A 24,619-nucleotide genomic window follows, 5' to 3' on the forward strand; every position below is an offset into this window, starting at 1 on the left:
GTCCAACCCCACCCGCGGAGCCGTCAGCCCGTCCCGCTCCCCCTCGGAAGCGACCGCCTCGCCCCGCTGCCCCCCGGAAGCCGACGGAGTCGACCCGTGCGCCTCGCCTGCCGGCTGCCGCGCCTCGTCGGACATGCTCGGGACCCCCTCCGTCGTATGCCCGTCATGCTACGACCAGCGTCCCTCCCCCCGCCCGGTCGGCCTACGATGATCCCCGAGTCATCGATCAGCCGATCACCCGCGCCCGCCGCACGCCGGCCGAGGGCGCCGTTCCGGGGAGGAACCTTGACCGAGCACCTCATCGACCCCAGCGTCCCGCGCGACCTGCACGCCTTCATCGCCTCGCTGCCCAAGGCCGAACTGCATGTCCACCACGTGGGCTCCGCCTCCCCCCGGATCGTCTCCGAACTGGCCGCCCGCCACGCCGACTCCAAGGTCCCGACCGACCCCGAGGCCCTGGTCGACTACTTCACCTTCACGGACTTCGCCCACTTCGTCGACGTGTACCTGTCCGTCGTCGACCTGATCCGCACACCGGAGGACGTACGTCTGCTGACGTACGAGGTGGCCCGCGACCTGGCCCGGCAGCAGGTGCGCTACGCCGAGCTGACCATCACCCCGTTCTCCTCGACCCGCCGCGGTATCGACGAGCGCGCCTTCATGGACGCGATCGAGGACGCCCGCAAGGCGGCGGAGGCCGAGTTCGGGACCGTGCTGCGCTGGTGCTTCGACATCCCCGGCGAGGCGGGCCTGGAAGCCGCCGAGGAGACCGTACGGCTCGCCACCGACGACCGCCTGCGCCCCGAGGGCCTCGTCTCCTTCGGGCTCGGCGGGCCCGAGATCGGCGTACCGCGGCCGCAGTTCAAGCCGTACTTCGACCGCGCGATCGCGGCCGGCCTGCGCTCGGTGCCGCACGCCGGTGAGACGACCGGCCCGGAGACGGTCTGGGACGCGCTGACCCATCTGCGCGCCGAGCGCATCGGACACGGCACCAGCTCGGCGCAGGACGAGAAGCTGCTCGCGCACCTCGCCCAGGAGCGGATCGCCCTGGAGGTGTGCCCGACCTCCAACATCGCCACGCGCGCGGTGCGCCACCTCGACGAGCACCCGATCAAGGAGTTCGTGAAGGCGGGCGTCCTCGTCACCATCAACTCCGACGACCCGCCCATGTTCGGCACCGACCTGAACAACGAGTACGCCGTCGCCGCCCGCCTCCTCGACCTCGACGAGCGCGGCCTGGCCGACCTCGCCAAGAACGCGGTCGAGGCGTCCTTCCTCGACGAGCCCGGCAAGGCCCGTATCAGGGGCGAGATCGACGCGTACACCACGGCGTGGCTCGCGCCCTGACCCCACCGCGAACCGGTACCGGCCACCAGCACAATGGGCCCATGCAGAAGCTGACGGCAGTGGCCCATCGCGGCGACCCCTACCGCGTCCGTGAGAACACGCTCGACTCCCTGCGTGCCGCGCTCGAACTGGGCGCGGACGCCGTCGAGATCGACGTACGCCTCACCCGGGACGGCGTCCCCGTGCTGCTGCACGACCGCACGCTGAAGCGGCTGTGGGAGCACGACCGGCCGCTCGTGTCCCTGTCGTCGGACGAGGTCCGCGGCCTCACGGACGGCAGGGTGCCGACGCTGGCCGAGGCGCTGGCGGCGGCCGAAGGGGCCCGGCTGATGCTCGATCTGCCGGGCACGCCGGACGTGAAGGCGGCCCGCCGGGTCGTCGACGTCGTACGGGAGGGCGGGGCCGAGGACCGCGTGTACTACTGCGCGGGCGCCCCCGCGATGCTCGCCGTGCGCGCCGCCGACCCGGCCGCCGAGATCGCCCTGACCTGGACGTCGCTGGCCCCGCCGCGCCCCGCGCTGCTGGAGGCGGTCCGCCCACGCTGGCTCAACTACCGCTTCGGGCTGGTCGACAAGGCCCTCGCCGAACGCGTCCACCGCGACGGCTGCCTCGTCTCCGTCTGGACCCCCGACACGGTCCGCTCGATGCGCCGTCTCATCGCGGCGGGCGTCGACTCGATCACCACGAACCGCGTCGACGCCCTCTGCGCCCTGCGCGACGAAGGGTCCTAGGGCCCTTCTGACGGATCAGCGTGGGCCGAGGAGCGGCGTCCGGTGCGTGCGATCGCCGTGCGGGGTGGAGGGTCATGTGGCGGAGCCACCTGGCCGTTCGCCCCGTGCGGCTGAGGGTCCCCCCACGCCCTTCAGGCAGTGGGGCAGTGCGTGCCGGGCGTCGCGACGCCGCGATGATCCGTCAGAAGGGCCCTAGGCCCACTGGAGCGGGGGCGCGATGGCCCGGGCGTCCGCTCCCTCCCCCACCCACAGGCCGATCAGCAGCGCCGCCGTCGCCTCCACCAGCCCGGCCCGTTCCAGCCCTCCGGCGTTCAACGGCTCACAACCGAGGTCGCGCACGAGTCGTCGTACGACATCCAGGGCCTCCTCGTCGTCCCCGCACAGCGGCACCGCGAGCGGGCGGCCGTCGAAGACCGGCGGGGTCAGGCGCCAGACGTCCTCGTGGCAGAGGTTGAAGGCCTTGACCACCCGAGAGGCCGGTGCGGCGGCCGCGATCCGTTCGGCGGCCGACGGGCCGCCCGCCGTGAGCAGCCTGAAGCCGGGATGGCCCACCGGATTGGTGCAGTCGATCAACACCCGTCCGCGCAGCACCCCTTCGAGTCCCGCGACGACGTCCACCGCCGCCTCGTAGGGCACCGCGAGCAGCACCGCGTCCGTCCCGAACCCGGCCGCTTCCCGCACCCCTCCCCGCGACCGGCTCCCGGCCACCACCTCGTGCCCCGCGCGCCGCCACTGCGTGCCCAGCGCGTCCGCCATTGCGCCCGTACCGAGAATCCCTATTCGCATGGGCAGGACTGTAGGGAGCCGCTCGGGCACCATTCGGTATGTGACGTACCTCGCCGACTGCCGCGCCCGCCTCGCCTTCGACCTCCTCTCCAACACCTGGAACGCCGTGGTGCTCTGGGCGCTGAGGGACGGTCCCGTGCGCCACGGGGAGCTGAAGGACCGCATCGGCGGCATCAGTCAGAAGGTGCTCACCGAGACGTTGCGGCGGCTGGAGTTCAACGGGCTGGTCCATCGCCGTGCGTCCGAGGGAGCCCGTGTCGCGTACGAACTCACCGGCCTGGGACGGACCTTGCTCGCCCCGATCGACGCCTTCGGCGCCTGGGCCTTCGAGCACGGCGACGAGGTGATGGAGGCGCAGGACCGCTACACGCGGGAGCGCTGAGCCACCGTCGCCGGATCGGCGGGGCTCTCGCGGGTGACGTACTGCGGTACCGGCGCCGTGTCCTTGCCGTTGTCGCGGACCAGGCCGTAGCGGATCGCGCCTTGCGGGGGGCCGTAGTTGACGTCCTTGTCCGCCGCCTCCCAGCTGGAGGGGAAGACGGTCAGGCCGTAGGAGGCGCCGCGTTCGTTCACGGTCAGGTCGACGCTGCCGTCGAGATAGAAGTACTCGTTCTGCCACATCTGCTGGGTGCCGTTCGGCAGCACCGTGTATCCGGTGTCCGGGCCGCCCATGCCGGTGGTGTCGGGGCCGGTGGCGTCGTCCATGCGGCGGCCGCCACCCGAGGCGACATGGAAGAGCCTGCCCTTGAGACCGGTCCAGGTGGGCATGGTCAGGCCGCCCGGCCGGTCCTGCGGGGCGATCTGCCAGCGCACCAGCACGTATCCCTGCCCGCTCAGCGTCACTGTCTCACCGCGGTGCTGCATGACGGCCTTCGCGCCCCAGGTGCTGGTGATGCCGGACTCGGGGCGGTGCGGCAGGGCGGCGGGCCGGGCGTCGGGGTCGGGGGCCCGGTCGACGGTGTCGACGACCGTGCCGTAGAGATCGACCTTCTTCGGTGTGGGGGACGGTGACAGTGACGGCGTCGCCGACGGGGAGATCGTCACCGGTGGGCGGGCCGTGCTCGCCGCCGTGGGACTGGCGACCACGCGCGGCGGCGGGCTGTCCGGGGCCTGCGTGACGACGTACGCACCGCCCGCCACGATCGTCGCCCCCGCCGTCACCGCGACGAAGGGCTGGGTGAGCGCGGCCATCGCCTTGGCGGACCAGCCCACGGAGGCGGCCCCCGCCGCCGCTGCCGCCGTCTTGCCGCCGAAGGCCAGGGAGAGGGTGAAGCCGACGGGGAGCGGGACGAGGGCGATACCGACGAGCAGGCGTTCCGCCGGTACGACGGCCTCGCGGGTGTCCCCGCAGTAGCCGCAACCCCGGATGTGCCGGGCCAGCCGCTTGCGCCAGACGGAGTCGGGCCGTCCGTTCCAGCGGCCGGTCAGTTCTCGCAGGTCCGGGCAGGCGCCGTCGAGGGCCCGCACGATGCCGCGCGCGGTCTCCACGCGCTCCTTGAGCCGCTGGACGCGCACCGCGGCGTGCTGTCTGCTGATACCGGCGGCGGCCGCCAGGTCGCGCCGGGTCAGCTCGCCCGCGACCTCCAGCCACCACAGCGACAGCAGCTGCCGGTCCTCGTCGTCGAGCCAGCGCACCGCCTCCGCGACCTCGCGCCGCTGGCCCTCCAGCTGGAGCCTGAGGACGGTGAGTTCGGCGAAGTCGGCGGCGTCGCTCGCGGTGGCCTCCGCCAGCGGGGCGGGGGCCGTGCGGCGCCGGGCCCGGTCCCGTATCTGGCGCATGGCGATGGCCACCAGCCAGGACCGGAAGCTGTCCGGGTCGCGCAGCGCACCGAGGTTGTCGACGGCCCGCAGCATGGTCTCCTGGACGACGTCGTCGACGTCGGCGTGACCGTTCAGGGCGCGGCCGACGATGTTGTAGACCAGCGGCAGCCAGCCCGCGACGAGGTCGTCCAGCGCATGCCGGTCACCGGCCTGCGCGGCCGCGATGGTGTCGCGCCATTGCCGCGTGTCCACGTCGTTCCGTCCCTCGGTTCGGTTCTGCACGCACCCTCTCAGGCGGCCCCGGGGTCCTGGCTATGCCGGAGATCACAGCGTGGAGACGGAGTGAAGGCTTCCGGGATAACAGTTTTTCGCGCGCCGGGGCCTCCCTTAGGGGCGAGCCCGCACAACCCCCTTACTGAGCAAGGAAGTTGCTCAGGGTTCCGCCAGGGTGCGGTGCCCTCCTCGCCGACGATCCCGGCGGGCGTGAACCGGCAGACGATGATCACCACACCGATCGCTTGGAGCATCAGATGCGCACCCGTACGTCTGTCGTCACCCTCTCCCTGGCTCTCGCCCTCGCGGCCGGACCCCTCGCGGCCCCCGCCTTCGCCGCGGCGCCGGCCGCCTCCGAGTGCGCCTCGGACGCGCCGGACGCCAAGGCCCTGAGCGCCGCGCTCACCGGGCTCCCGAACACGGACGCGACCGCCGCGCTCGTCCGGGTCGGCGGGTGCGGCGGCAGCTGGCGCGGCAGCTCGGGCGTGCACGACCTGGCCAGCGGCCGGGCGGCGGACCCGGACGCGCGGTTCCGGGCCGGGTCGACGACCAAGGTGGTGACGGCGGCGGCCGTGCTGCGCCTGGCGGCCGAGGGACGGATCCACCTGGACAAGCCGGTTCAGCACTACCTGCCCGGCCTGCTGGGCAGGCAGTTCCGGCCCATCACCGTACGGCGGCTGCTCGACCACACCAGCGGCATCCCGGCCGGCGACGGCCTCGGCGACACGTTCGAGGAGGTGTACGCCCACCGCTTCGACACGCTCGCCCCGCAGCGGGTCGCCGCGTCGGCGGGCGCGAAGGAGCCGGAGTTCTGCCCGGGGTAGCAGCAGCACTACCTCAACATCAACTACACGTTCCTCGGTCTGCTGATCGAGAGGGTGACCGGGCGCCCGTACGCCTCCGAGGCCACCCGACTGGTGCTCGCGCCGGCCGGAATGCGGGACACCTACTTCCCGGGTACCGACCCCCGCATACGCGGCCCGCACAACCTCGGCTACCAGAGGGTGGAGCGGGCGGACGGGACCACCGGGTTCCTGGACGTCACGGAGTGGAACCAGGCGGACCGGTTCGCGGCCGGGGACATGATCTCCACGACCGCGGACCTGGAACGGCTGATCACCGCGCTCTTCCAGGGGCGGATCGTGCCGAAGTCCCGGATGAAGGAGGTGTTCGCGGTCCCGACGGACGTCACCGGCGCGAGCTACAGCGCGGGCGGCCTCCAGCGCTTCGAGACCGAGGGGACGGTCTACTGGGTCAAGTCCGGCGGCCGGTACGGCTACAGCTCGGCGATCGCCGCCACCAAGGACCTCAGCCGCACCGTCGCCTACTCGGTCAACGCCACCGACGCGAAGAGCGCGGACGCGAACCCGGTCGTCACCGGGATCATCATGGCCGCGGTCAAGTAGCGGGCACGGCCCGGGCGTTGCCCGGGGTGAGCGCCTCCAGCCGCTTGATCTTCCCGCGGACGACGTACAGGGGGATCACCCCGAACACCCCGAACGACATGTCGATCACGCTCCACCAGAACGGGATCCCCCGGATCGGCCCGCAGATCAGCGCGAGCGGAATGATCCCGGCGCAGGCGATCATCCCGAACTCGACGACCCAGATGTTGCGGACGGGGTCGCGGTAGGCGCCGTAGAAGGCGACCGCGATGACGAGGTGCGCGAAGGCCAGCCAGTCGGTGCCGTAGAGGAGGAAGGGGTAGTCGGTGTCGGCGGTGTCGAGGCCCTGGCGGACCCGCACGATCCAGTCCATCAGGGGGTCGGGGGTGGGCAGGTGCCGCAACAGGTCCTCGGTCCAGCGCAGTTCGTGGACGAGAGGGAAGGCGGTGGCGCCGCTGAGCACGAGGCACACGACGAACAGGACCAACCAGGCGCGAATGCCCTTGAGCAGGGCGGCTCTGTCGCTCATGGCAGGAGCGTACGCCTGGAATTGAACATGTTCAAAACATCTTTCGGCGGCCGCTTCTACGGGTGCTCCGTGGGCGTCGGCTCAGCGGTGGCGGTGGGCGCCGCGGACGGCGAGGCCGAGGGGGTGCCGGGGTTGACGGGTACCGACGTCGCCGGCGAAGACGGCACGGCCGACGGCTGCCCGTCCGAAGGGGGCAGGGTCGAGGGCGGCGCAGTCGGGGAACTGCTCGCGGGTGGCGGTGCGAGCGGGACCGTCGGGGACGCGGGGGCCTCGGACGTCGACAGCCTGAGCGGCAGCAGGACGGCGGCGGCGAGACCGCAGACCACGGCGGTTCCGGCCGCCGCGCGCAGCAGCTTGCGCCGGGTCGCGCCGCGGCGGATCGCCTCGTAGCGGCCGAGGGGCGGGCCGAGGTGGTCGGCGGGGGGCCGCAGCAGGATGGTGAGCGGGTCGTCCGGGTCGAGGTCCGGGTCGTCGTCAGGGCGCGTGATCAAGGCTTCTCCTCAGGTGGGCGCGGAGCAGTTCGCGGGCCGCGTGGAGGTCGGCCTTGACGGTTCCTTCCTTGCGTCCGGTCAGCACGGACACCTCTCGGATCGGCATGTCAGCGTAGTAGTGGAGCAGGATCGGGACGCGCAGTCGCTCGGGCAGGGACTGGACGAGCAGTCGTACGGCGGGGTCGGCCTGCTCGTTGTACGGGCTCACCGCGGCCTCGTTGCCGGCCCGGCGCACGGCCCGGCGCTCGCGCTCCAGCTTGCGCCAGTGATCACGGACGAGGTTCGCCGCAGTGACGTAGAGGAACCCGCGCGGTTCCTCCACGGCCGTCCAGCGTGCCCACAGCCGGGTGAAGGCCTCCGAGGCGATCTCGTGGGCCGTCTCGTCGTCGTCGACGAGCCGGCGGCACCAGCCGGCGAGGCGTGGGTAGAGGGCGGCGAACAGCTCGGACGCCGCCCTCTCTCGGGACCGTTTCAACGTTCTCCTGCAGAGATGGACGCGGCGAAGACGATCACGTTGTCGCGGTACCCGGCACCGGTCCGGGGTCCGCCGCAGGTGATGAGACGCAACTCGGGCCGGTCGACGTTCCCGTACACGGCCCCGGCCGGGAAATCGGCCTTGTCGACCGTACGGACCTCGGTGACGGCGAAGGCCGCCGTGCCGCCGTTCTCCAGGCGCGCCTCGACGCGGTCACCCCGGCGCAGTTCCCCCAGCCGCCGGAAGACCCCGTCCCCGTACGAGCCGACCGTGACATGGCCGAGGAGCACCGACGGCCCGGTCTGCCCCGGCGTCGGCGAGTGCTCGTACCAGCCGGCCCGGTCGTGCGCGGTGACAGGGGGCACCTGCACCGTGCCGTCCGGGGTCAGCCCCAGCCGCATGACAGGGGTGTCGACCCCGATCTCCGGTATCCGCAGCCGCACCGGAACCGAACGGCCCAGCGGAGTGGCTGCCTTGGTGGACGACGGCGTACGGGAGGCGCGGCCCTCTGTCGTGGTCTTCCCGCTCGTGGCCCCCGGGCCGCCGCACCCCGAGAGCAGCGTGGTCAGCGCCGCCGCGGTGAACGCGCGCCTGGAGAGCGGGCTCATGCGCCGGTCGCCCGCCGACGTCGTACGAGGAGGACGGCCCCGCCGCCCAGGACGACGGCCGAGGCGGCGCCCCCGCCGACCAGCGCGCCCGTGCCGCCGGACCCGGACGAGGCCACGCCGGTGTCGGGCGCCCCGCTGGGCACGACGGAGACCTGGTCCGAGGCCGGCGCCTCGGTCGGAGCGGCAGTCGGTTCGGCACTGGGGTCGGTGGACCCGCTCGGCGCCGCGCTCGGAGCGGTCGTGGCGCTGGGGACGGCGCTTGGGGTCGCGGTCTCGTCGGCGAACGCGGGCACCGCGCCCGCCAGTACGGCGGCGCACGCGAGGGCCAGGGCACTGAGGCCGGTTCGGCGCATCAATCGCTCTCTTTCGTCGGTCCGCCCGCGGGGTGCGGGACGGATCGAGCGGAGAGACGAGGCAGCGACCGAGGAGGTTGTAAAGAGATGGCAAAGCCGTGGAGGGGCGGCCTACAACCCCACGATGGCGTTCCACCGCTTCGCGAACCCCACCCGCTCCTCCGCCGTGATGTCCCTTGCGATCACGAGCCGTTCACGCATCTCGTCGTCGGGGAAGATCAGCGGGTTCCCGGCGAGTTCCGCGGTGTCCTTGTCGTCGGACGCGGCAAGGATCTCCCGGGCCGCCGGGACCGGGCAGACGTAGTTGACCCACGCGGCGAGCTCGGCGGCGACCTCGGGCTCGTAGTAGTAGTCGATCAGCCGCTCGGCATTCGCCTTGTGCAGGGCGCGGTCGGGGACCATCAGGGAGTCCGACCACAGCTCGGCGCCCTCCTCGGGGACCACGAAGCGGATGTCGGAGTTGTCGGCCTGCAGCTGGACGACGTCGCCGGAGTACGCCTGGCAGGCCAGGACGTCGCCGGTGACGAGGTCCTTGGTGTAGTCGTTGCCGGTGAAGCGGCGGATTTGGCCGCTGCGGACGTGCTGCTCGACCTGGTCGCAGACCTTGTCGAAGTCGGCCGCCTTCCACTTCCTGATGTCGACGCCGTTGCCCTGCATGAGCAGTGCGAACGCCTCGTCGAGCCCGGAGAGCAGGGTCACCCGGCCCTTGAGGTCGCTCGCCCAGAGGTCCTTGACGCTCCGTATCTCGCGGCCCAGCCTGCGGTGGTCGTACGCGATGCCGGTGATGCCCGACTGCCACGGCACCGTGAACGTGCGGCCCGGGTCGAAGGCGGGCGACCTCAGCAGCGGGTCCAGGTACTTCGTGACGTTGGGCTGGTTCGCCCGTTCCATCTCCTGGACCCAGCCGAGCCGGACGAACCGGGCGCACATCCAGTCGCTGATGACGATCAGATCGCGGTCGGTCTGCTGATGGTTCATCAGCGCGGGGCTGATCTTGCCGAAGAACTCGTCGTTGTCGTTGATCTCCTCGACGTAGTCGACGGTGATCCCCGTCTTCTTCCCGAAGGCGGCAAGCGTCGGCCGCTTCGTCGAGTCGTCGTCGTCCGTGTCGATGTAGAGCGGCCAGTTCGCCCACGTCAGCCGCCTGTCGGTGGCGGACCGGTCGGGGACGGCACGGTCACCGGCGGACACGTACGCGGCGGGCACCCCGCACCCGGCGAGGGCGCCCAGCGCCGCGCCACCGCCGAGCGCGCGCAGCAGGGAGCGGCGGGTGAGCCGGGGCTTCTGCAGTGGGAGGGCCATTCCGGCAGCATGCCGCGCGCACCTGTGGCCGGACAATCGACGCTGCGTCGAGCCATGGAACAGGTGGCGGACACTGTGTCGATCAGCCGCCGGGGAGCGCGGGAGCCGACGGCGGCAGACCGACCTCCACCGTCAGTCCCCCCTGCGGGCGGGTGGTGGCCCGCACCCAGCCGCCGTGCGCGGCGACGACGGCCGCGACGATGGACATGCCGAGCCCGAGCCCGGCCCGCTTGCGTACCCGCTCCGGCCCGAGGCACCGGAACGGCTGGAACAGCCCGGCCGCCTGGTCCGCCGGGATGACCGGCCCGCTGTTCTCGATCCGCAGACCAGGTCGGCCCATGACGTCCACGCCGGTCCACACACGCACCCAACTCCCCTCGCCTTCCGCCAGGTTGTGCCGCACGGCGTTGTCGGTGAGGTTGACGACCAGCCGCTCGATGAGCTGCGGATCCCCGAGCACGGCCGCGGGCTCCAGCCGGGCCTCCACCCGCACCCCCGCCTCCGGCAACCGCTCCCGCACCATCGCCGCGAGGTCGACGAACTCCTGCCGCTCCAAGCCCTGTTGGCTTCGGGCGAGGGTCAACAGGGCGTCGATCATCCGCTCCTGCTCCTCCCCCGCCGCCCGCACCCGAAGCAGCGCCGCCCGCAGCGTCTCGACGGAGGCGTCGGGGTCCGCGAGGGTCACGTCGACGACGGCCTGCTGGAGGGTGAGCGGGGTACGCAGCTCGTGCGAGGCGTTGGCGACGAAGGCCTTCTGCGCATCGAACGCGCCCTCCAAGCGCGCGAGTACGGCGTCGATGGTGTCCGCCATCGCCTTCAGCTCGTCGTCGGGTCCGGCCACTGCGAGCCGCTCGTGCAGATTGTCGGCGGAGATACGGCGGGTGGCCGCGGTCATGGTGCGCAGGGGGTCCAGGACCCGCCCGGCCATCAGCCGGCCCAGGGCCAGCGAGAAGACGGTCATCACCGCCAGCGCCAGGGCCGATTCGATCAGCAGCTCGTGCAGCTGTTCGGAGCGCTGCACCGACAGCCGCTGTTCGACGTACGACGCGACCGTGGGCGGGTCCGGCGTGCTTGGACCCTCGGACCGCTCGGTCAGCCGTGGTGGCGAGCCCGCGGTGAGGGACGGCTCGGAGTTGGCCACGAGCACATAGGTGAAGGCCAGCAGCACCGCCCCGGCGACGACGAACAGCACGCTGTAGAGCAGGGTGAGCCGCCACCGGATGCTGTGCGGGCCGCGTACCCGCCAAGTCGGGAGCCGCATCAGAGCCGGTACCCGGCCCGCTCGACCGTCTCGATCAGCGGCGGCTCGCCCAGCTTCCGCCGCAGCCGGCTCACCGTGACCTTCACAGTCTGGCTGAAGGGGTCCGCGGCCTCGTCCCAGGCGCGTTCGAGCAGCTCCTCCGCGGAGACGACCCCGCCCTGCGCGGCCATGAGGAGTTCGAGTACCGCGAACTCCTTGGGGCTGAGCGGCAGTTGGCCCCCGGCCCGGGTGACGGTACGCCGGGCGGGGTCGAGCCGCAGTTCCCCGCGGACCAGGACCGGCGGCAGCGCGGGCTGCGCACGCCGCGCCAAGGCCCGTATGCGGGCGACGAGTTCGGTGAACGCGAAGGGCTTGGGCAGATAGTCGTCGGCCCCCAGGCCCAGCCCCGACACACGGTCGGCCACCGTTCCCGACGCAGTCAGCATCAGCACCCGCGCCCGGCTGCCGCCCTCGGCGAGCGTCCGGCAGACCTGGTCCCCGTGCACGCCGGGCAGGTCACGGTCGAGCACGACGACGTCATAGCCGTTGACCTGGGCGCGCTCCAGCGCGGTCGGTCCGTCGAAGGCGAGGTCGACCGCCATCCCCTCCCGGCGCAGCCCCGAAGCGACGGTCTCGGCGAGCTCTTCGTGGTCCTCGACCACCAGCACACGCATGCGCTCAGTGTCGCGGGCAGGGGGTTACACGGCGGTAAGGGCGGCCGTTCCCGTGCTGTAACCACGTCGGCGGTTGGCTGAGGGCCGTGAGCAACTCCCTGCACCGACCGGAGGAACACATGCCCGCTCTGTCGCCCCGACCACGGCGGCTCGCCCTCGCCCTGGCCGCGATCACGGCCCTCACCCTCGGCACGGTCAGCGCGTCGGCGGCGACCGCCTCCGAATCCACCGACGACCCGCCCCGCGCACGACCGGGCCTCGCTATCGGCTACGAGCCCACCGAGAACGCCCCGGACGACCTCAACGAGGCAAACGACGAGTTCGCCGCGTGCATGCGCGGCGAGGGCCAGACGGTCTTCCCCGACTTCCACGCGGAGAAGGGCGAGGACGGGGGCATCCGTCTGCAGGTACGGATGAAGCTCGAGAAGGGCGACGAACCGACCCTGCTCGGCAGGGCCTACCGCAAGGCGACCAAGAAGTGCGCCCCGATCCTGAAGGAGGCGGGCCTCACCCTCCCGAAGACCCCGGACACGATCCGCCCACCGGACCTGCCGGGCCACCCGGGCGAAGACGAACTCCCAGGGCTCCGCAAGCACATAGAGAAGGCCTGAACACCAAGGAGGGGGAAACGCAGTGGCCCCGAATGGGAGTTCATCTCCACGCGGGGCTACTGCAACCCACCTAGGGGCGCGGGGCTGTGTCAATTTGCGGCTCCGCCGCGTGGGCGCGACCAGCCACAACGGACCCGCAGCCGAAAACGGCTCCCCCAGCGGAGCGTCACGCGTCCAACGAAGTCATCACGTGCTTGATCCGCGTGTAGTCATCGAACCCGTACCCCGACAGGTCCTTGCCATAGCCGGACTTCTTGAAGCCCCCGTGCGGCATCTCCGCCACCAACGGAATGTGCGTGTTGATCCACACACACCCGAAGTCCAGCTTCTTGGACATCCGCATGGCCCGCCCATGGTCCTTGGTCCACACGGACGAAGCCAGCGCGTACTCGACCCCGTTGGCCCACTCGACGGCCTGGTCCTCGTCCGTGAAGGACTGGACGGTGATGACGGGCCCGAAGACCTCGTTCTGCACGATCTCGTCGTCCTGCTTGAGCCCGGACACGACGGTCGGCGCGTAGAAGTACCCCTTCTCCCCGACCCGGTGCCCACCGGCCTCGACCTTCGCATGGGCCGGCAGCCGCTCGATGAACCCGGTGACCTGCTTCAGCTGGTTCGGGTTGTTGAGCGGACCGAACAGCACGTCCTCGTCGTCCGGCTGCCCCGTCTTCGTGTCGGCGGCCGCCTTCGCGAGAGCCTGCACGAACTCGTCGTGGATGCCCTCCTGTACGAGCACGCGCGTCGCGGCCGTACAGTCCTGCCCGGCGTTGAAGAAGCCCGCGACGGAGATGTCCTCGACGGCCTTGGCGATGTCGGTGTCGTCGAAGACCACGACCGGCGCCTTGCCGCCCAGCTCCAGGTGAACCCGCTTGAGGTCCTTGGACGCGGACTCGGCGACGGACATGCCCGCACGCACGGACCCGGTGATCGAGGCCATGGCCGGGGTCGGGTGCTCGACCATGAGCCGCCCGGTGTCACGGTCACCCGTGACGACGTTGAAGACACCCTTGGGCAGGATCGACCCGATGATCTCGGCGATGAGAACCGTCGAGGCCGGAGTGGTGTCCGACGGCTTCAGCACGACCGTGTTGCCCGCCGCGATCGCCGGCGCGAACTTCCACACGGCCATCATCATCGGGTAGTTCCACGGCGCGACCTGGGCGCAGACACCGACCGGCTCACGGCGGATGATCGAGGTCATCCCCTCCATGTACTCACCGGCCGAACGGCCCTCGAGCATGCGGGCCGCACCGGCGAAGAACCGGATCTGGTCCACCATCGGCGGGATCTCCTCGGACCGCGTGAGCCCGGTCGGCTTGCCGGTGTTCTCCACCTCGGCCGCGATCAGTTCCTCGGCGCGCTCCTCGAACGCGTCCGCGATCTTCAGAAGGGCCTTCTGGCGCTCGGCGGGGGTGGTGTCGCGCCAGCCGGGGAAGGCGGCGGCGGCCGCGCCCATCGCGGCGTCGACGTCGGCCGCCCCGGACAGCGGCGCGGTCGCGTACGCCTCGCCCGTCGCGGGGTTGACCACCTCGGTGGTCCGTCCGTCGGCGGCGTCCCGGAACTCGCCAGCGATGTAGTTCCGTAGGGTGCGCAGCCCACGCGGCTCGGTGCTCACTGCCGGCCTCCTGTGTCGGGTCGAACTGTCCATTGGTTGAGACACCCACCCTAATCGCCTCACCCACGTTTTCAACACCCCTGATCGCACTGTGGCTGCGAAATCCGCAGTACTCACTCCCATAAACAACGAATTTCATTGCCGTGGCCTTGCGAAACCATCGAGACGTCGTGCACAGTGAGGTCGTGGCCAGTCGAAGCGCAGAGCACAGGGACTCCCGCGAGTCCAGGAACGGCACTCCTCATCTGGATGCCGTCTCCCTCGCCATCATCGAACAGCTCCAGGAGGACGGCCGCCGGCCGTACGCCGCCATCGGCAAGGCCGTCGGCCTCTCCGAGGCCGCCGTGCGCCAGCGCGTCCAGAAGCTGCTCGACCAGGGCGTGATGCAGATCGTCGCCGTCACGGACCCCCTCACCGTGGGGTTCCGGCGCCAGGCGATGGTCGGGATCCATGTCGAGGGCGATGTCGAGTCCGTGGCCGACGCGCTGACCTCCATGGCCGAGTGCGAGTACGTGGTGATGACCGCGGGCTCCTTCGACCTGATGGTGGAGATCGTCTGCGAGGACGACGACCACCTCCTGGAGGTCATCAACCGACGCATCCGCGCCATCCCCGGCGTGCGCTCCACCGAGAGCTTCGTTTACCTGAAGCTCAAGAAGCAGACCTACATGTGGGGAACCCGATAACCGTGAGGACCCGATAACCGTGAGCTCCAAGGACCTCAGCCAGACCGCGTACGACCACCTGTGGATGCACTTCACCCGCATGTCCTCGTACGAGAACTCCCCGGTCCCCACCATCGTCCGGGGCGAGGGCACCTACATCTACGACGACAAGGGCAAGCGCTACCTCGACGGTCTCGCGGGCCTGTTCGTGGTCCAGGCCGGCCACGGCCGCACCGAACTCGCCGAGACCGCCTTCAAGCAGGCGCAGGAGCTCGCGTTCTTCCCCGTGTGGTCGTACGCCCACCCGAAGGCCGTGGAGCTCGCGGAGCGCCTCGCGCACGAGGCGCCGGGCGACCTCAACAAGGTCTTCTTCACCACCGGTGGCGGCGAGGCGGTCGAGACCGCATGGAAGCTCGCCAAGCAGTACTTCAAGCTCACCGGCAAGCCGACCAAGTACAAGGTCATCTCCCGCGCGGTCGCCTACCACGGCACCCCGCAGGGCGCCCTGTCCATCACCGGCCTGCCGGCCCTGAAGGCCCCCTTCGAGCCGCTGGTCCCGGGCGCGCACAAGGTCCCGAACACCAACATCTACCGCGCCCCGATCCACGGCGACGACCCCGAGGCCTACGGCCGCTGGGCCGCCGACCAGATCGAGCAGCAGATCCTCTTCGAGGGCGCGGACACGGTGGCCGCGGTCTTCCTGGAGCCGGTGCAGAACGCGGGCGGCTGCTTCCCGCCGCCGCCCGGCTACTTCCAGCGGGTGCGCGAGATCTGCGACCAGTACGACGTGCTGCTCGTCTCGGACGAGACGATCTGCGCCTTCGGCCGCCTCGGTACGACGTTCGCCTGTGACAAGTTCGGCTACGTCCCGGACATGATCACCTGCGCCAAGGGCATGACCTCGGGCTACTCCCCGATCGGCGCCTGCGTCATCTCCGACCGGCTGGCCGAGCCGTTCTACAAGGGCGACAACACCTTCCTGCACGGCTACACCTTCGGCGGCCACCCGGTCTCCGCGGCGGTCGGCATCGCCAACCTCGACCTGTTCGAGCGCGAGGGCCTCAACCAGCACGTGCTCGACAACGAGGGCGCCTTCCGCGCCACTCTGGAGAAGCTGTACGACCTGCCGATCGTCGGCGACGTCCGCGGCAACGGCTTCTTCTACGGCATCGAGCTCGTGAAGGACAAGACGACCAAGGAGTCCTTCACCGACGAGGAGACCGAGCGCGTCCTGTACGGCTTCCTCTCCAAGGCGCTGTACGACAACGGCCTGTACTGCCGTGCCGACGACCGCGGCGACCCGGTCGTCCAGCTCGCCCCGCCGCTGATCTCCAACCAGGAGACGTTCGACGAGATCGAGCAGATCCTGCGCGCGACGCTGACGGAGGCGTGGACCAAGCTCTGACCCTCGCGCACCGATCTTCCGTCTGGATGATCAACAACGGCCCCGGTGCCGCCCGTTCGAGTGAGAAACGGGCGCCCGGGGCCGCGTGTGTCCGACCTCGCATGGCGGACTCCCTAGCGTGCCCAGTGACCGATCGGCCCTGTCTTCGTTCCCCCGCACGGGGGATCACTCGCAGGGAAAACGGATCAGAACGAGGTGTACGCGTATGCAGGCCCCGCCCGACAACGACGTTCTCTGGGCGCGCGCCCTGCACTTCACCTACAAGGACGGCTCACCCGGCCTCGGCGGTGTCTCGCTCGGCATCCAGGAGGGCGAGATCCTCGCCGTCAGCGGCCCGCGCGGCAGCGGCAAGTCGACCCTGCTGCACTGTCTGTCCGGACTGGTCCCGGCCCAGCGCGGCGAGGTCTGGTTCAACAGCGTGCCGGTCCACACGATGGGCCCGATGACCCGTGAACGCCTGCGCCGCGACCGCTTCGGCTGGATCGACCCGGCCCCGGTCCTCGTCCCCGAGCTGAACGTCTGGGAGAACGCCGCGCTCCCGCTGATGCTCCGCGGCACCAGCCGCCGTCGCGCCAAGACCGCCGCCCTGGAGTGGCTGGAGCGCCTCGACATCGGCGACAAGACCCGCATGCGCCCGCACGAACTGCACCAGGCGGAACGCCAACGGGTCTGTATCGCGAGGGCGTTGGCCCCGGCACCGACGGTGTTGTTCGCGGACGAACCAACGGCCCCGCTGCACCGCGCGGACCGGGCCCACGTACTGCGCACCCTGACCACGGCGGCCCGCTCGCACGGCATCACCGTAGTCCTGGCGACCCACGACGCGCAGACGGCGGCCCTGGCCGACCGCACGGTCTCGCTCCTGGACGGCCGCCGGGTGAACACGGTCCATCTCCCCCCGGTCGCCGAGTCGGAAGGCCGGGCCGCGTGCTCGCTCTCCGTCTGACCCGCGGTGCCAAGCCGGCCGTACAGCTGCGTCGCCTGCTGGTGGCCATGGCGGCGGCGGGCACCGGATTCCTCCTGCTGTGCACCCTCGGCTACGCGATCAGCCACCCGGACGACCCGACGGGTTCCTTGCTCCGCCTGGCGTGGTGCCTGACACCACTGGCGGCGACGGTCTACTTCGCGGTGGCGGTGGCCCGCACGGACCCCGGCACCCGTCCCCGCCCCGGCCTCGCGGCGATCGGCCTGGGCCCCGCCCGTCTGATGGCGGTCTCGGCGGCGACCACGGCCCTCTCCTGCACGCTGGGCTCGATGCTGGCCCTGCTCTTCTTCCTCCACCTGCGAGGCGACCTCACAGGGATGCCCTTCGACGGCGCGGCAGCGGAGTTCCTGGCGGCGGACGCCTCCCTGCCCCTGCCCGCGGCCCTGACCCTGCTGGGCCTGGTCCCGGTGATCGCGTCGGTCGCGGTGGCCCTGGTACACCGCCCGAAGGACACCCGCACGGCCACGACCCGGCGGGCCGCACGGTCCTACGGCCGCTTCGGGGCGTACGGCCGGACGGGGACGAGGGAAACGTTCGGCGCGTACGGACGGTTCGGCTCACGGCTACGGCGCGGGGGCGCGGCCGACCCTCAGCCGGAACCGACGGACGACCCCATCCCCGCAGAGACCCCCGCCCCGGAGAACCAGCCCCACGATCCGGCCCCCCACAATGTCCCCCAGCCACCCCGAGAAGCCCCGAAGGACCTCCCCTGGGGCATCGCGGTCCTGGCCGCGGGCCTGGCGGTGGGGGCCTATGCGGCGGAAGCCTCGACAACCCCCCTCACCATCCCCGGCGGCCCCACCCCCGTCCTCCTCGGCTGGCTCCTCACCGCGGCCGGCCTCGCCCTCGCCGGCCCCGGCCTCACCCACCTGTGCGGCCGCCTCCTGCAAGCGGTCCGCCCAGGCGCCCTGCGCCTCCTCGCCGGCCGGGTCCTCATGGAGGAAGCGACCCGCATCGGCCGCCCCCTCGGCGTGGTCTGCGCGGTCGCCTCCGCCACCTACGCCATGGCCGAGCTCCGTCACCCCGGCACCGACCCCTTCGGCCCCCTCACCACCCTCGGCGCCCTCCTGGTGACCGGCTGCACGGTGGCGACGCTGCTCACCGCGGCCGTGGAGGCGAAACACGCCCGCGCGGACACCACCGCCGCCCTCCTGCGCCTGGGCGCCCCCGCGACCATGCTCCGCAGCGCGGCCGCCCTGCGCGCGGGCGCGATCCTGGCCCTCTTCGGCCCCCTCACCCTCCTCGTCGCCGAGCTCGCGGCGATGCCGCTGGCCCGCTGACCCCCTCATCGACCGCGCCGAAAAACTCGTACGAAAAAAATGACCACCGCCGATGAGTTCCGCTCGGCGCCCCGGTCTACCCACCGAACACCACGACCCCGATGGGAGAGATCCAGACATGACCTCCACCGCGTACCAGCAGATGATCTTCGTCAACCTGCCGGTCAACGACCTCGACGCCGCGAAGAAGTTCTTCACGGAGCTCGGCTACTCGATCAACCCCCAGTTCAGCGACGAGAACGCGGCTTCCGTGGTGATCAGCGACACCATCGTCGCGATGCTCCTCACCAAGTCGTTCTACTCGACCTTCACCAAGAAGGAGATCGCGGACGCCGCGACCACCAGCGAGGTGCTGATCTGTCTGAGCGCCGAGAGCCGCGAGAAGGTCGACGAACTGGTCGAGAAGGCGGGCGCCGCGGGCGGCACCGTGTCGGACACGGTCCAGGACCCCGGCTTCATGTACGGCCGCGCCTTCGACGACCTCGACGGCCACACCTGGGAGGTCGTGTGGATGGACCCGGCCGCGATCGGGGGCTGAACGCCCGCCGCAGGAGCTGTGCCAGCATGGGCGGGTGCAGACGATGCCCGCCCATGCGGCCCACCACGACGACCGCGAGATCGAGAGCCTCGACGAGTTCGACGCCACGGTCTCGGCCCGCGGCACTCTCGCCGGTTTCCGCGTCCAGGCCGTCGATCTGACGGACCGCACACGGGAGTTGCTCGCCACGGACACGAAGGGCGCCATCTTCCTCGGCTGCCCGATGCGCGAGGACGCGGCCGCCAAGATCCGCGCGGACGGCGCGATGGTCTTCCCGCCCGTCCCGGACCTGCCGTTCGACCCGTACCGCGGCCTCCTCTACTCGCCGGACGAACTCTTCGCGGGGCTCGGCAAGGGCTACGAGGAGACGCTCGACGCCCGTGCGTACGCATGGTTCCAGCAGACCAAGGCCGACGGCGACATACTCGCCTCGATGCTGCGGGCGATCCACGACGACGCGGTCTCGGACGCGCTCGACGAACTCCTCAGGGACACAGGGGTCGTGGGCGTGATGGGCGGCCACGCGATGGGCCGCGGCACGGAGGCCTACGCCGGTGCCGCACGGCTCGGCCGCGAGCTGACCCGCGCCGGCCTCACGGTCGCCACCGGAGGCGGTCCGGGCGCGATGGAGGCGGCGAACCTGGGCGCGTATGCCGCCCCCTTCGACGACGAGATGCTCACCGAGACTCTGCAACTCCTCGCCAAAGCACCGAAGTTCACGCCCTCGATCACCGACTGGGCGGCGGCCGCCTTCGAGGTGCGCACCCGCTGGCCGCGGGGCGGCACCTCCGTCGGTATCCCGACGTGGTTCTACGGCCACGAGCCGCCGAACCCCTTCGCCTCGCACATCGCCAAGTACTTCGCCAACGCCACCCGCGAGGACGGACTGCTGGCCCGCTCCACCGCTGGTGTGGTGTTCCTGCCGGGCGCCGCCGGCACCGTACAGGAAATCTTCGACACCGCGACGCCCAACTACTACGAGTCACGCGGCGAGCCGACGCCGATGGTGCTCGTCGACCGAGCGCACTGGACCGAGAAGCTGCCCACGTGGCCGTTGTTGCGGTCACTTGCCCGGGAGCGGTCGATGGAGTCGCGAATCGCCCTGGTTGACCGAATCGAGGAGGCTCCCGAGGCGTTGAAACGTCTTGGTGGTTAATAAGACGGCAAAGGCAACGCCCAGGACGCGTCTACACGTTGACACTACTTACGTCACGCTTATAAACCTGTGAGTCTCGTGGGGATCGTGATGTCACATCACTTCTCCCTCAACCCCCCGCATTTGCGCATCCCGTAAAGGACAAACGTGGCAGTTCTGTCCATATCCCGCCGCACCGTCGCACGTTCCGTGCGCATCCTCGGTGTCGCCTCCGCCTCGGCCGCGCTCGCGCTCGGCGCCGCCGGCAATGCGCTGGCATGCAACATCAACGAGTTCTCCGCCGAAGCCAAGTGCGACGGCACGAACGGCGTCATCACCGTCACCGACGTCGACAAGGCCGGCGTCGAGGCCACCGTCTCCGTGTATCTGGTGGACAACAACGCCGACGTCCGCAAGGTCGGCGAGCAGACGGTGAAGGGCTCCAAGGACGGCACGACCATCACCTTCGAGGAGGACTGGGCGCCCAACGCGGAGTACCGCATCCACGTCGAAGCCCTGCCTTACATCAAGGGCGAGGACATCAAGCCGAACCTGACCACCCCCTCCACGGCCTGCAAGCCGGAGGAGGAGTCCCCGACCCCGACGGCCACCCCGTCCCCGTCGGACTCCGCCACCCCGCCGGCCGAGGAGGAGAGCCCCAGCCCGACCCCGTCGGCCTCCGAGAGCGAGAGCACCGCCCCGGCGTCCTCGCCGAGCAACGCGCCGACCCCCGCGGCCGGTGACTCCAACCTCGCCGAGACCGGTGCGAACTCCAACACCGGTGTCATCGCCGGCATCGCGGCGGCCCTGGTCGCCATCGGTGGCGGCGCGGTCTTCTTCGGCATGCGTCGTCGTGGGGCGAGCAACACCCGCTGACGTCTCGTGAGCAGTACGGCTGCGGCCCGTCCTTCGTCAGGGGACGGGCCGCAGTCGTGTCGGGGGACCGTCACCCGAACGTGGCCCGCTCCAGCCAGAACTCCAGCAGCTCCCGCTCACCGAGCACCTCCAACTCCGGCCCGTCCAGCGGCAGTCGACGGTAGAAGGCGAGCAGTACGGCGGTCAGCGGACCCCTGAGCACGACCGTCGCCTTCTCATGCCCGCGCCGCCAGACGATGACGTCGTCGGTGAGCTCGACAAACCACTCGGCGCGGAGCGCGGGAGCGCCGTCGGTGGCGTGCAGTTGAATGCTGCGCCCCGCGCCCCTCAGCTCCCCAGCCTCGACATGCGGCATGGTCCGCTGCGCGAACTCCACAACTGCAGCCATTCGTCGATCGCGTCGGCGGCGATGTCGGGCGCGACCTCGTAGGGCAGCCCTGCGGCGAGGGTGGCGTCGGCGCGGTGGACCGTGAGCTCGTGGGTCATCCGGCGGGCCCAGAAGCCCGAGGTGGGAATCCCGGCCCAGGCCCACACCTCCGTGTCCGCCCCGGCCTTGCGGAGCGTGCCGACGAGCATCTCGCCGGTCTCGGCGAGCCACGCGTCCAGCGCGGCGGCGTCTCCCGTGGCCTCGGGCCCCGCCCCCCAAGGGCACCTGTTCGTCGGGGACTTCGGCCTCGGCCCTGGTGCGCACCATCAGCTCCACCAGCGCAGGGCCCCACCGGCGTGCCGTACCAACTGCTCCAGCGACCAGTCGGGGCAGGTCGGCACGGTGCCGGACAGATCTGCACCCGAGGTCACCACGGACCTCAGCAGGCCGACCTGGTGGGCGATCTCGTCGCAGTACCGGTCATGGGCGAGCAGCGTCATGCCCCGCACCCTAGGGGGCCCTGGATCAGCCGAGCACGACGATTTCGGCCGCGTCGAACTCCACGCCGACCCGGTCCCCGACCTCCGGCGCCTCCCGCAGGGCGCACGCCGCCTCAAGGCGCGGCGCGTCCCCCTCCGGCCGCAGTCGTACGGCGACATGCGTGCCCTTGAACGTGCGGGCGGCGACCGTGCAGGGCAGCCCCTCGTCGGCGCCCACGAGCCGCACGCCCGCGGGCCGCACCAGCAGACTCCGCGGGCCCTGAGCGGAGTCCACGGGGACCGGCAGCTTGCCCCACGGCGTGTCCGCGGCCTCTCCGCCGACCATGCCCTCCACGACGTTCTCGAAGCCGAGGAAACGGGCCACGAACTCGTCCGCGGGCCGCTGCCACACCTCAAGGGGCGTACCGGACTGGGCGATCCGCCCGTCCCGCATCACGACGACCCGGTCGGCGAGCGCGAACGCCTCGCCCTGGTCGTGGGTGACCGCGAGCACGGTCGTCCCCAACCGCCCGAACAGCTCACGCAGTTCGACGACGAGCCGCTCCCGCAGCGAGCGGTCCAGCTGCCCGAGCGGCTCGTCCAGCATCAGCAGCCGCGGCCGGGGCGCGAGGGCACGGGCCAGCGCGACCCGCTGCTGCTCCCCACCGGAGAGCGAGGCGACGGCACGCCGACCGGCGCCCGGAAGCCCGACGAGGTCGAGCAACTCCCTTACCCGCGAGCCCTGTTCGACTTTGGAGGCCCCATGCATCCGCAGCCCGAACGCCACGTTCCCGCCCACGTCCCGCTGCGGGAACAGCTGATGATCCTGGAACATCAGCCCGACCCCGCGCTTGTGCGCGGCCACCCCCACCTGATCGCGCCCGTCCAGCCACACCCGTCCCTCGTCCAGGTGTTGCAGCCCGGCCACCGCCCGCAGCAGCGTCGACTTCCCGCTCCCGCTGGGCCCGAGCACACACACGATCTCGTGCTCGGCGACCGACAGGTCGACCCCGTCCAGCACCGCCCGCCCGCCGAAGCGGACCGTCGCGCCCTCGAGGCTCAGCAGCATCAGAACTCACCCGTCCGATCGGTCCGCAGCCGCTCAAGGACCAGCAGCGCCACCGCGCACACCACCATCAGAATCGTCGAAAGGGCCATCGCCTGCCCGTAGTTGAGCTCACCGGCCCGCCCCAGCAGCCGCGCCACCGCGACCGGCAGCGTCGGGTTGTCGGGCCGCGCGATGAACACGGTCGCCCCGAACTCCCCCAGCGACACGGCGAACGCGAACCCGGCCGCGATCAGCAACGCCCGCCGTACCAGGGGCAGATCGACCTCCCGCCACACCTGCCAGGGCGACGCCCCGAGCACGGCCGCGGCCTCCCGCAGCCGATGGTCCACGGCCCGCAGCACGGGCAGCATGGTCCGTACGACGAAGGGCACACCGACCAGTGCCTGCGCGAGCGGCACCAGGATCCACGAGGCCCGCAGATCCAGCGGCGGCTCGTCGAGGGCGATCAGGAACCCGAACCCGACGGTCACCGCGGACACCCCCAGCGGCAGCATCAGCAGCGCGTCGAAGCCCCGTACGAACCGCCCCGCGTCCCGCCGGGTCAGCGCGGCCGCGGCGAGGCCGCCGATCACCACCGCGATGGCGGTGGCGGCGACGGCGTACGACAGGGAGTTGCCGATCGCCTCGATCGGGGGCACCAGGAACACTCCCCCGTCGGACTTCGTCAGCGCCCGGTAGTACCCGAAGTCGGGGGCGTCGAGCGAGCGCTGCACGAGCACGGCGAGCGGCAGCAGCAGGAGCACGACGACGGTGAGCAGCACTCCGGCAAGGAGCGCCCACTGCCCCGCCCCGCGCGGTCGCCGGGCCGTCACGGACGCGTCCACCAGCCGCAGCGCGGTCTCCCGCCGCCGTACGGTCCAGGCGTGCAGAGCGAGGATCGAGCCGACGGCCACGAACTGGATGATCGTGAGGACCGCGGCCGTGGCGAGGTCGAAGATGTCCGAGGTCTGGCGGTAGATCTCCACTTCGAGGGTGGAGAAGGTCGGTCCGCCGAGGATCTGCACCACGCCGAAGGAGGTGAAGGTGAACAGGAACACCATGAGGGCGGCGGCCGCCACGGCGGGCCCGAGCGCGGGCAGGGTCACCCGCCGCCAGGCCGCGAGGCGCGAGGCGCCCAGCATCCGGGCGGCCTCCTCCTGCCGCGGGTCGAGCTGTGACCAGAGCCCGCCGACCGTGCGTACGACGACCGCGTAGTTGAAGAAGACGTGCGCGAGCAGGATCGCCCACACGGTGGTGTCCAGCCGTACGCCCCACAGCTCGTCGAGCAGTCCCCCACGCCCGACCAGTGCCAGGAACGCCGTACCCACCACGACCGTCGGCAGCACGAACGGCACCGTCACGACCGCCCGCAGGATCTGCTTGCCCGGGAAGTCGAAGCGGGCGAAGACATAGGCGCCCGGCAGCGCGATCAGCAGGGTGAGCGCGGTGGAGGCGAGGGCCTGCCAGGTGGTGAACCACAGGACGTGCCGGATGTCGGACTGTGCGAGCACGTCCGTGATCCGGCCGAACTGCCACGCGCCGTCGGCCTTGAGCCCGCGCGCCACGATCGCGGCGACGGGCCAGGCGAAGAAGACCCCGAAGAACGCGACGGGCAGGGCCATGAGCCCGAGCCGCGTCACGTTCCCCTTGAGGCTCCCGC

General features: G+C 71.3%; 25 protein-coding genes and 2 pseudogenes. 12 read left to right on the top strand and 15 right to left on the bottom strand.

Going from position 1 to position 24,619, the window contains the following annotated elements:
• Nucleotides 1-285 precede the first annotated feature (285 nt).
• Both TN53_RS30295 and TN53_RS30300 read left to right on the top strand, forming a co-directional pair.
• Nucleotides 286-1,347, top strand: a complete 1,062-nt coding sequence (locus TN53_RS30295; RefSeq protein WP_046261915.1) for an adenosine deaminase — start codon at nucleotides 286-288, stop codon at nucleotides 1,345-1,347.
• Nucleotides 1,348-1,388: 41 nt separating this feature from the next.
• Nucleotides 1,389-2,078 (top strand): glycerophosphodiester phosphodiesterase, encoded by a 690-nt coding sequence (locus tag TN53_RS30300; RefSeq protein WP_046261916.1) that lies wholly within the window; start codon nucleotides 1,389-1,391, stop codon nucleotides 2,076-2,078.
• 192 nt (nucleotides 2,079-2,270) lie between these two features.
• Here TN53_RS30300 and TN53_RS30305 read toward each other — a convergent pair whose 3' ends face one another.
• Entirely contained in the window at nucleotides 2,271-2,864 is a 594-nt protein-coding gene (locus TN53_RS30305; RefSeq protein WP_046261917.1) for an NADPH-dependent F420 reductase, read from the bottom strand.
• Between TN53_RS30305 and TN53_RS30310 the strand changes: the two genes are divergently transcribed.
• Nucleotides 2,863-3,246, top strand: coding sequence for a winged helix-turn-helix transcriptional regulator (locus tag TN53_RS30310; RefSeq protein ID WP_046261918.1), 384 nt, complete (start codon nucleotides 2,863-2,865; stop codon nucleotides 3,244-3,246). The genes TN53_RS30305 and TN53_RS30310 overlap by 2 nt on opposite strands.
• Here the strand turns inward: TN53_RS30310 and TN53_RS30315 are convergent.
• The gene (locus TN53_RS30315; protein ID WP_046261964.1) at nucleotides 3,228-4,877 is read right to left on the bottom strand and encodes an RNA polymerase sigma factor; all 1,650 of its coding nucleotides are present in this window, start codon (nucleotides 4,875-4,877) and stop codon (nucleotides 3,228-3,230) included. The genes TN53_RS30310 and TN53_RS30315 overlap by 19 nt on opposite strands.
• 278 nt (nucleotides 4,878-5,155) lie before the next feature.
• Between TN53_RS30315 and TN53_RS30320 the strand changes: the two are divergent.
• A pseudogene (locus tag TN53_RS30320) lies at nucleotides 5,156-6,304 on the top strand (serine hydrolase domain-containing protein).
• Here TN53_RS30320 and TN53_RS30325 read toward each other — a convergent pair.
• The 8 genes from TN53_RS30325 to TN53_RS30360 all read right to left on the bottom strand — a co-directional run bounded on the left by TN53_RS30325 (nucleotide 6,297) and on the right by TN53_RS30360 (nucleotide 11,955).
• On the bottom strand, nucleotides 6,297-6,812 hold the full coding sequence (locus TN53_RS30325) for a hypothetical protein (protein WP_046261919.1): 516 nt from the start codon (nucleotides 6,810-6,812) through the stop codon (nucleotides 6,297-6,299). The pseudogene TN53_RS30320 and the gene TN53_RS30325 overlap by 8 nt on opposite strands.
• A 56-nt stretch (nucleotides 6,813-6,868) precedes the next feature.
• Nucleotides 6,869-7,303 (bottom strand): hypothetical protein, encoded by a 435-nt coding sequence (locus TN53_RS30330; protein WP_046261920.1) that lies wholly within the window; start codon nucleotides 7,301-7,303, stop codon nucleotides 6,869-6,871.
• Complete coding sequence (locus TN53_RS30335) at nucleotides 7,287-7,778, bottom strand: RNA polymerase sigma factor (RefSeq protein ID WP_046261921.1); 492 nt, start codon at nucleotides 7,776-7,778, stop codon at nucleotides 7,287-7,289. Before TN53_RS30335 ends, TN53_RS30330 begins: the two co-directional genes overlap by 17 nt.
• The gene (locus TN53_RS30340; protein WP_046261922.1) at nucleotides 7,775-8,386 is read right to left on the bottom strand and encodes a class F sortase; all 612 of its coding nucleotides are present in this window, start codon (nucleotides 8,384-8,386) and stop codon (nucleotides 7,775-7,777) included. Before TN53_RS30340 ends, TN53_RS30335 begins: the two co-directional genes overlap by 4 nt.
• A complete protein-coding gene (locus tag TN53_RS30345) occupies nucleotides 8,383-8,739 on the bottom strand; it encodes a hypothetical protein (RefSeq protein WP_046261923.1) in 357 nt (118 codons plus the stop codon). Before TN53_RS30345 ends, TN53_RS30340 begins: the two co-directional genes overlap by 4 nt.
• Before the next feature lie 111 nt (nucleotides 8,740-8,850).
• On the bottom strand, nucleotides 8,851-10,041 hold the full coding sequence (locus tag TN53_RS30350; RefSeq protein WP_046261924.1) for a polyamine ABC transporter substrate-binding protein: 1,191 nt from the start codon (nucleotides 10,039-10,041) through the stop codon (nucleotides 8,851-8,853).
• Nucleotides 10,042-10,123: 82 nt separating this feature from the next.
• Nucleotides 10,124-11,302, bottom strand: coding sequence for a sensor histidine kinase (locus TN53_RS30355; RefSeq protein ID WP_046261925.1), 1,179 nt, complete (start codon nucleotides 11,300-11,302; stop codon nucleotides 10,124-10,126).
• Nucleotides 11,302-11,955: a response regulator transcription factor gene (locus TN53_RS30360; protein WP_046261926.1), complete on the bottom strand. Its 654-nt coding sequence runs from the start codon at nucleotides 11,953-11,955 to the stop codon at nucleotides 11,302-11,304. Before TN53_RS30360 ends, TN53_RS30355 begins: the two co-directional genes overlap by 1 nt.
• 119 nt (nucleotides 11,956-12,074) lie before the next feature.
• Between TN53_RS30360 and TN53_RS30365 the strand changes: the two genes are divergently transcribed.
• Nucleotides 12,075-12,566, top strand: a complete 492-nt coding sequence (locus tag TN53_RS30365) for a hypothetical protein (RefSeq protein WP_052745335.1) — start codon at nucleotides 12,075-12,077, stop codon at nucleotides 12,564-12,566.
• 166 nt (nucleotides 12,567-12,732) lie between these two features.
• Here TN53_RS30365 and TN53_RS30370 read toward each other — a convergent pair whose 3' ends face one another.
• Nucleotides 12,733-14,181, bottom strand: coding sequence for a gamma-aminobutyraldehyde dehydrogenase (locus tag TN53_RS30370; RefSeq protein ID WP_046261927.1), 1,449 nt, complete (start codon nucleotides 14,179-14,181; stop codon nucleotides 12,733-12,735).
• Between the two features lie 170 nt (nucleotides 14,182-14,351).
• Between TN53_RS30370 and TN53_RS30375 the strand changes: the two genes are divergently transcribed.
• The 7 genes from TN53_RS30375 (at nucleotide 14,352) to TN53_RS30405 (ending at nucleotide 21,065) form a co-directional block, all read left to right on the top strand.
• Complete coding sequence (locus tag TN53_RS30375; protein WP_046261928.1) at nucleotides 14,352-14,867, top strand: Lrp/AsnC family transcriptional regulator; 516 nt, start codon at nucleotides 14,352-14,354, stop codon at nucleotides 14,865-14,867.
• Between the two features lie 19 nt (nucleotides 14,868-14,886).
• Complete coding sequence (locus TN53_RS30380) at nucleotides 14,887-16,251, top strand: aspartate aminotransferase family protein (RefSeq protein ID WP_046261929.1); 1,365 nt, start codon at nucleotides 14,887-14,889, stop codon at nucleotides 16,249-16,251.
• 205 nt (nucleotides 16,252-16,456) lie between these two features.
• The gene (locus TN53_RS30385; protein WP_046261930.1) at nucleotides 16,457-17,197 is read left to right on the top strand and encodes an ABC transporter ATP-binding protein; all 741 of its coding nucleotides are present in this window, start codon (nucleotides 16,457-16,459) and stop codon (nucleotides 17,195-17,197) included.
• Nucleotides 17,179-18,516 (top strand): hypothetical protein, encoded by a 1,338-nt coding sequence (locus tag TN53_RS30390; protein WP_046261931.1) that lies wholly within the window; start codon nucleotides 17,179-17,181, stop codon nucleotides 18,514-18,516. The genes TN53_RS30385 and TN53_RS30390 overlap by 19 nt, the downstream gene beginning before the upstream one ends.
• A 118-nt stretch (nucleotides 18,517-18,634) precedes the next feature.
• Nucleotides 18,635-19,054, top strand: coding sequence for a VOC family protein (locus TN53_RS30395; RefSeq protein ID WP_046261932.1), 420 nt, complete (start codon nucleotides 18,635-18,637; stop codon nucleotides 19,052-19,054).
• Nucleotides 19,055-19,088: 34 nt separating this feature from the next.
• A complete protein-coding gene (locus tag TN53_RS30400; RefSeq protein WP_046261933.1) occupies nucleotides 19,089-20,210 on the top strand; it encodes an LOG family protein in 1,122 nt (373 codons plus the stop codon).
• A 147-nt stretch (nucleotides 20,211-20,357) separates the two neighbouring features.
• A complete protein-coding gene (locus TN53_RS30405) occupies nucleotides 20,358-21,065 on the top strand; it encodes an LAETG motif-containing sortase-dependent surface protein (RefSeq protein ID WP_046261934.1) in 708 nt (235 codons plus the stop codon).
• Nucleotides 21,066-21,135: 70 nt separating this feature from the next.
• Here the strand turns inward: TN53_RS30405 and TN53_RS49640 are convergent, their stop codons facing one another.
• The 4 genes and pseudogenes from TN53_RS49640 to TN53_RS30420 all read right to left on the bottom strand — a co-directional run bounded on the left by TN53_RS49640 (nucleotide 21,136) and on the right by TN53_RS30420 (nucleotide 24,581).
• Complete coding sequence (locus TN53_RS49640; protein WP_420719140.1) at nucleotides 21,136-21,453, bottom strand: hypothetical protein; 318 nt, start codon at nucleotides 21,451-21,453, stop codon at nucleotides 21,136-21,138.
• Nucleotides 21,393-21,932 (bottom strand): annotated as a pseudogene (locus TN53_RS30410) (maleylpyruvate isomerase N-terminal domain-containing protein). Before TN53_RS30410 ends, TN53_RS49640 begins: the two are co-directional and overlap by 61 nt.
• A gap of 25 nt (nucleotides 21,933-21,957) precedes the next feature.
• Nucleotides 21,958-22,980 carry an ABC transporter ATP-binding protein gene (locus TN53_RS30415; protein WP_046261935.1) on the bottom strand — a complete coding sequence of 341 codons (1,023 nt, stop codon included), beginning with the start codon at nucleotides 22,978-22,980 and terminating at the stop codon, nucleotides 21,958-21,960.
• A complete protein-coding gene (locus TN53_RS30420) occupies nucleotides 22,980-24,581 on the bottom strand; it encodes an ABC transporter permease (RefSeq protein ID WP_046261966.1) in 1,602 nt (533 codons plus the stop codon). Before TN53_RS30420 ends, TN53_RS30415 begins: the two co-directional genes overlap by 1 nt.
• Nucleotides 24,582-24,619 lie beyond the last annotated feature (38 nt).

It is taken from the genome of Streptomyces sp. WM6386 (assembly GCF_000972385.1).
Classification (GTDB): domain Bacteria; phylum Actinomycetota; class Actinomycetes; order Streptomycetales; family Streptomycetaceae; genus Streptomyces.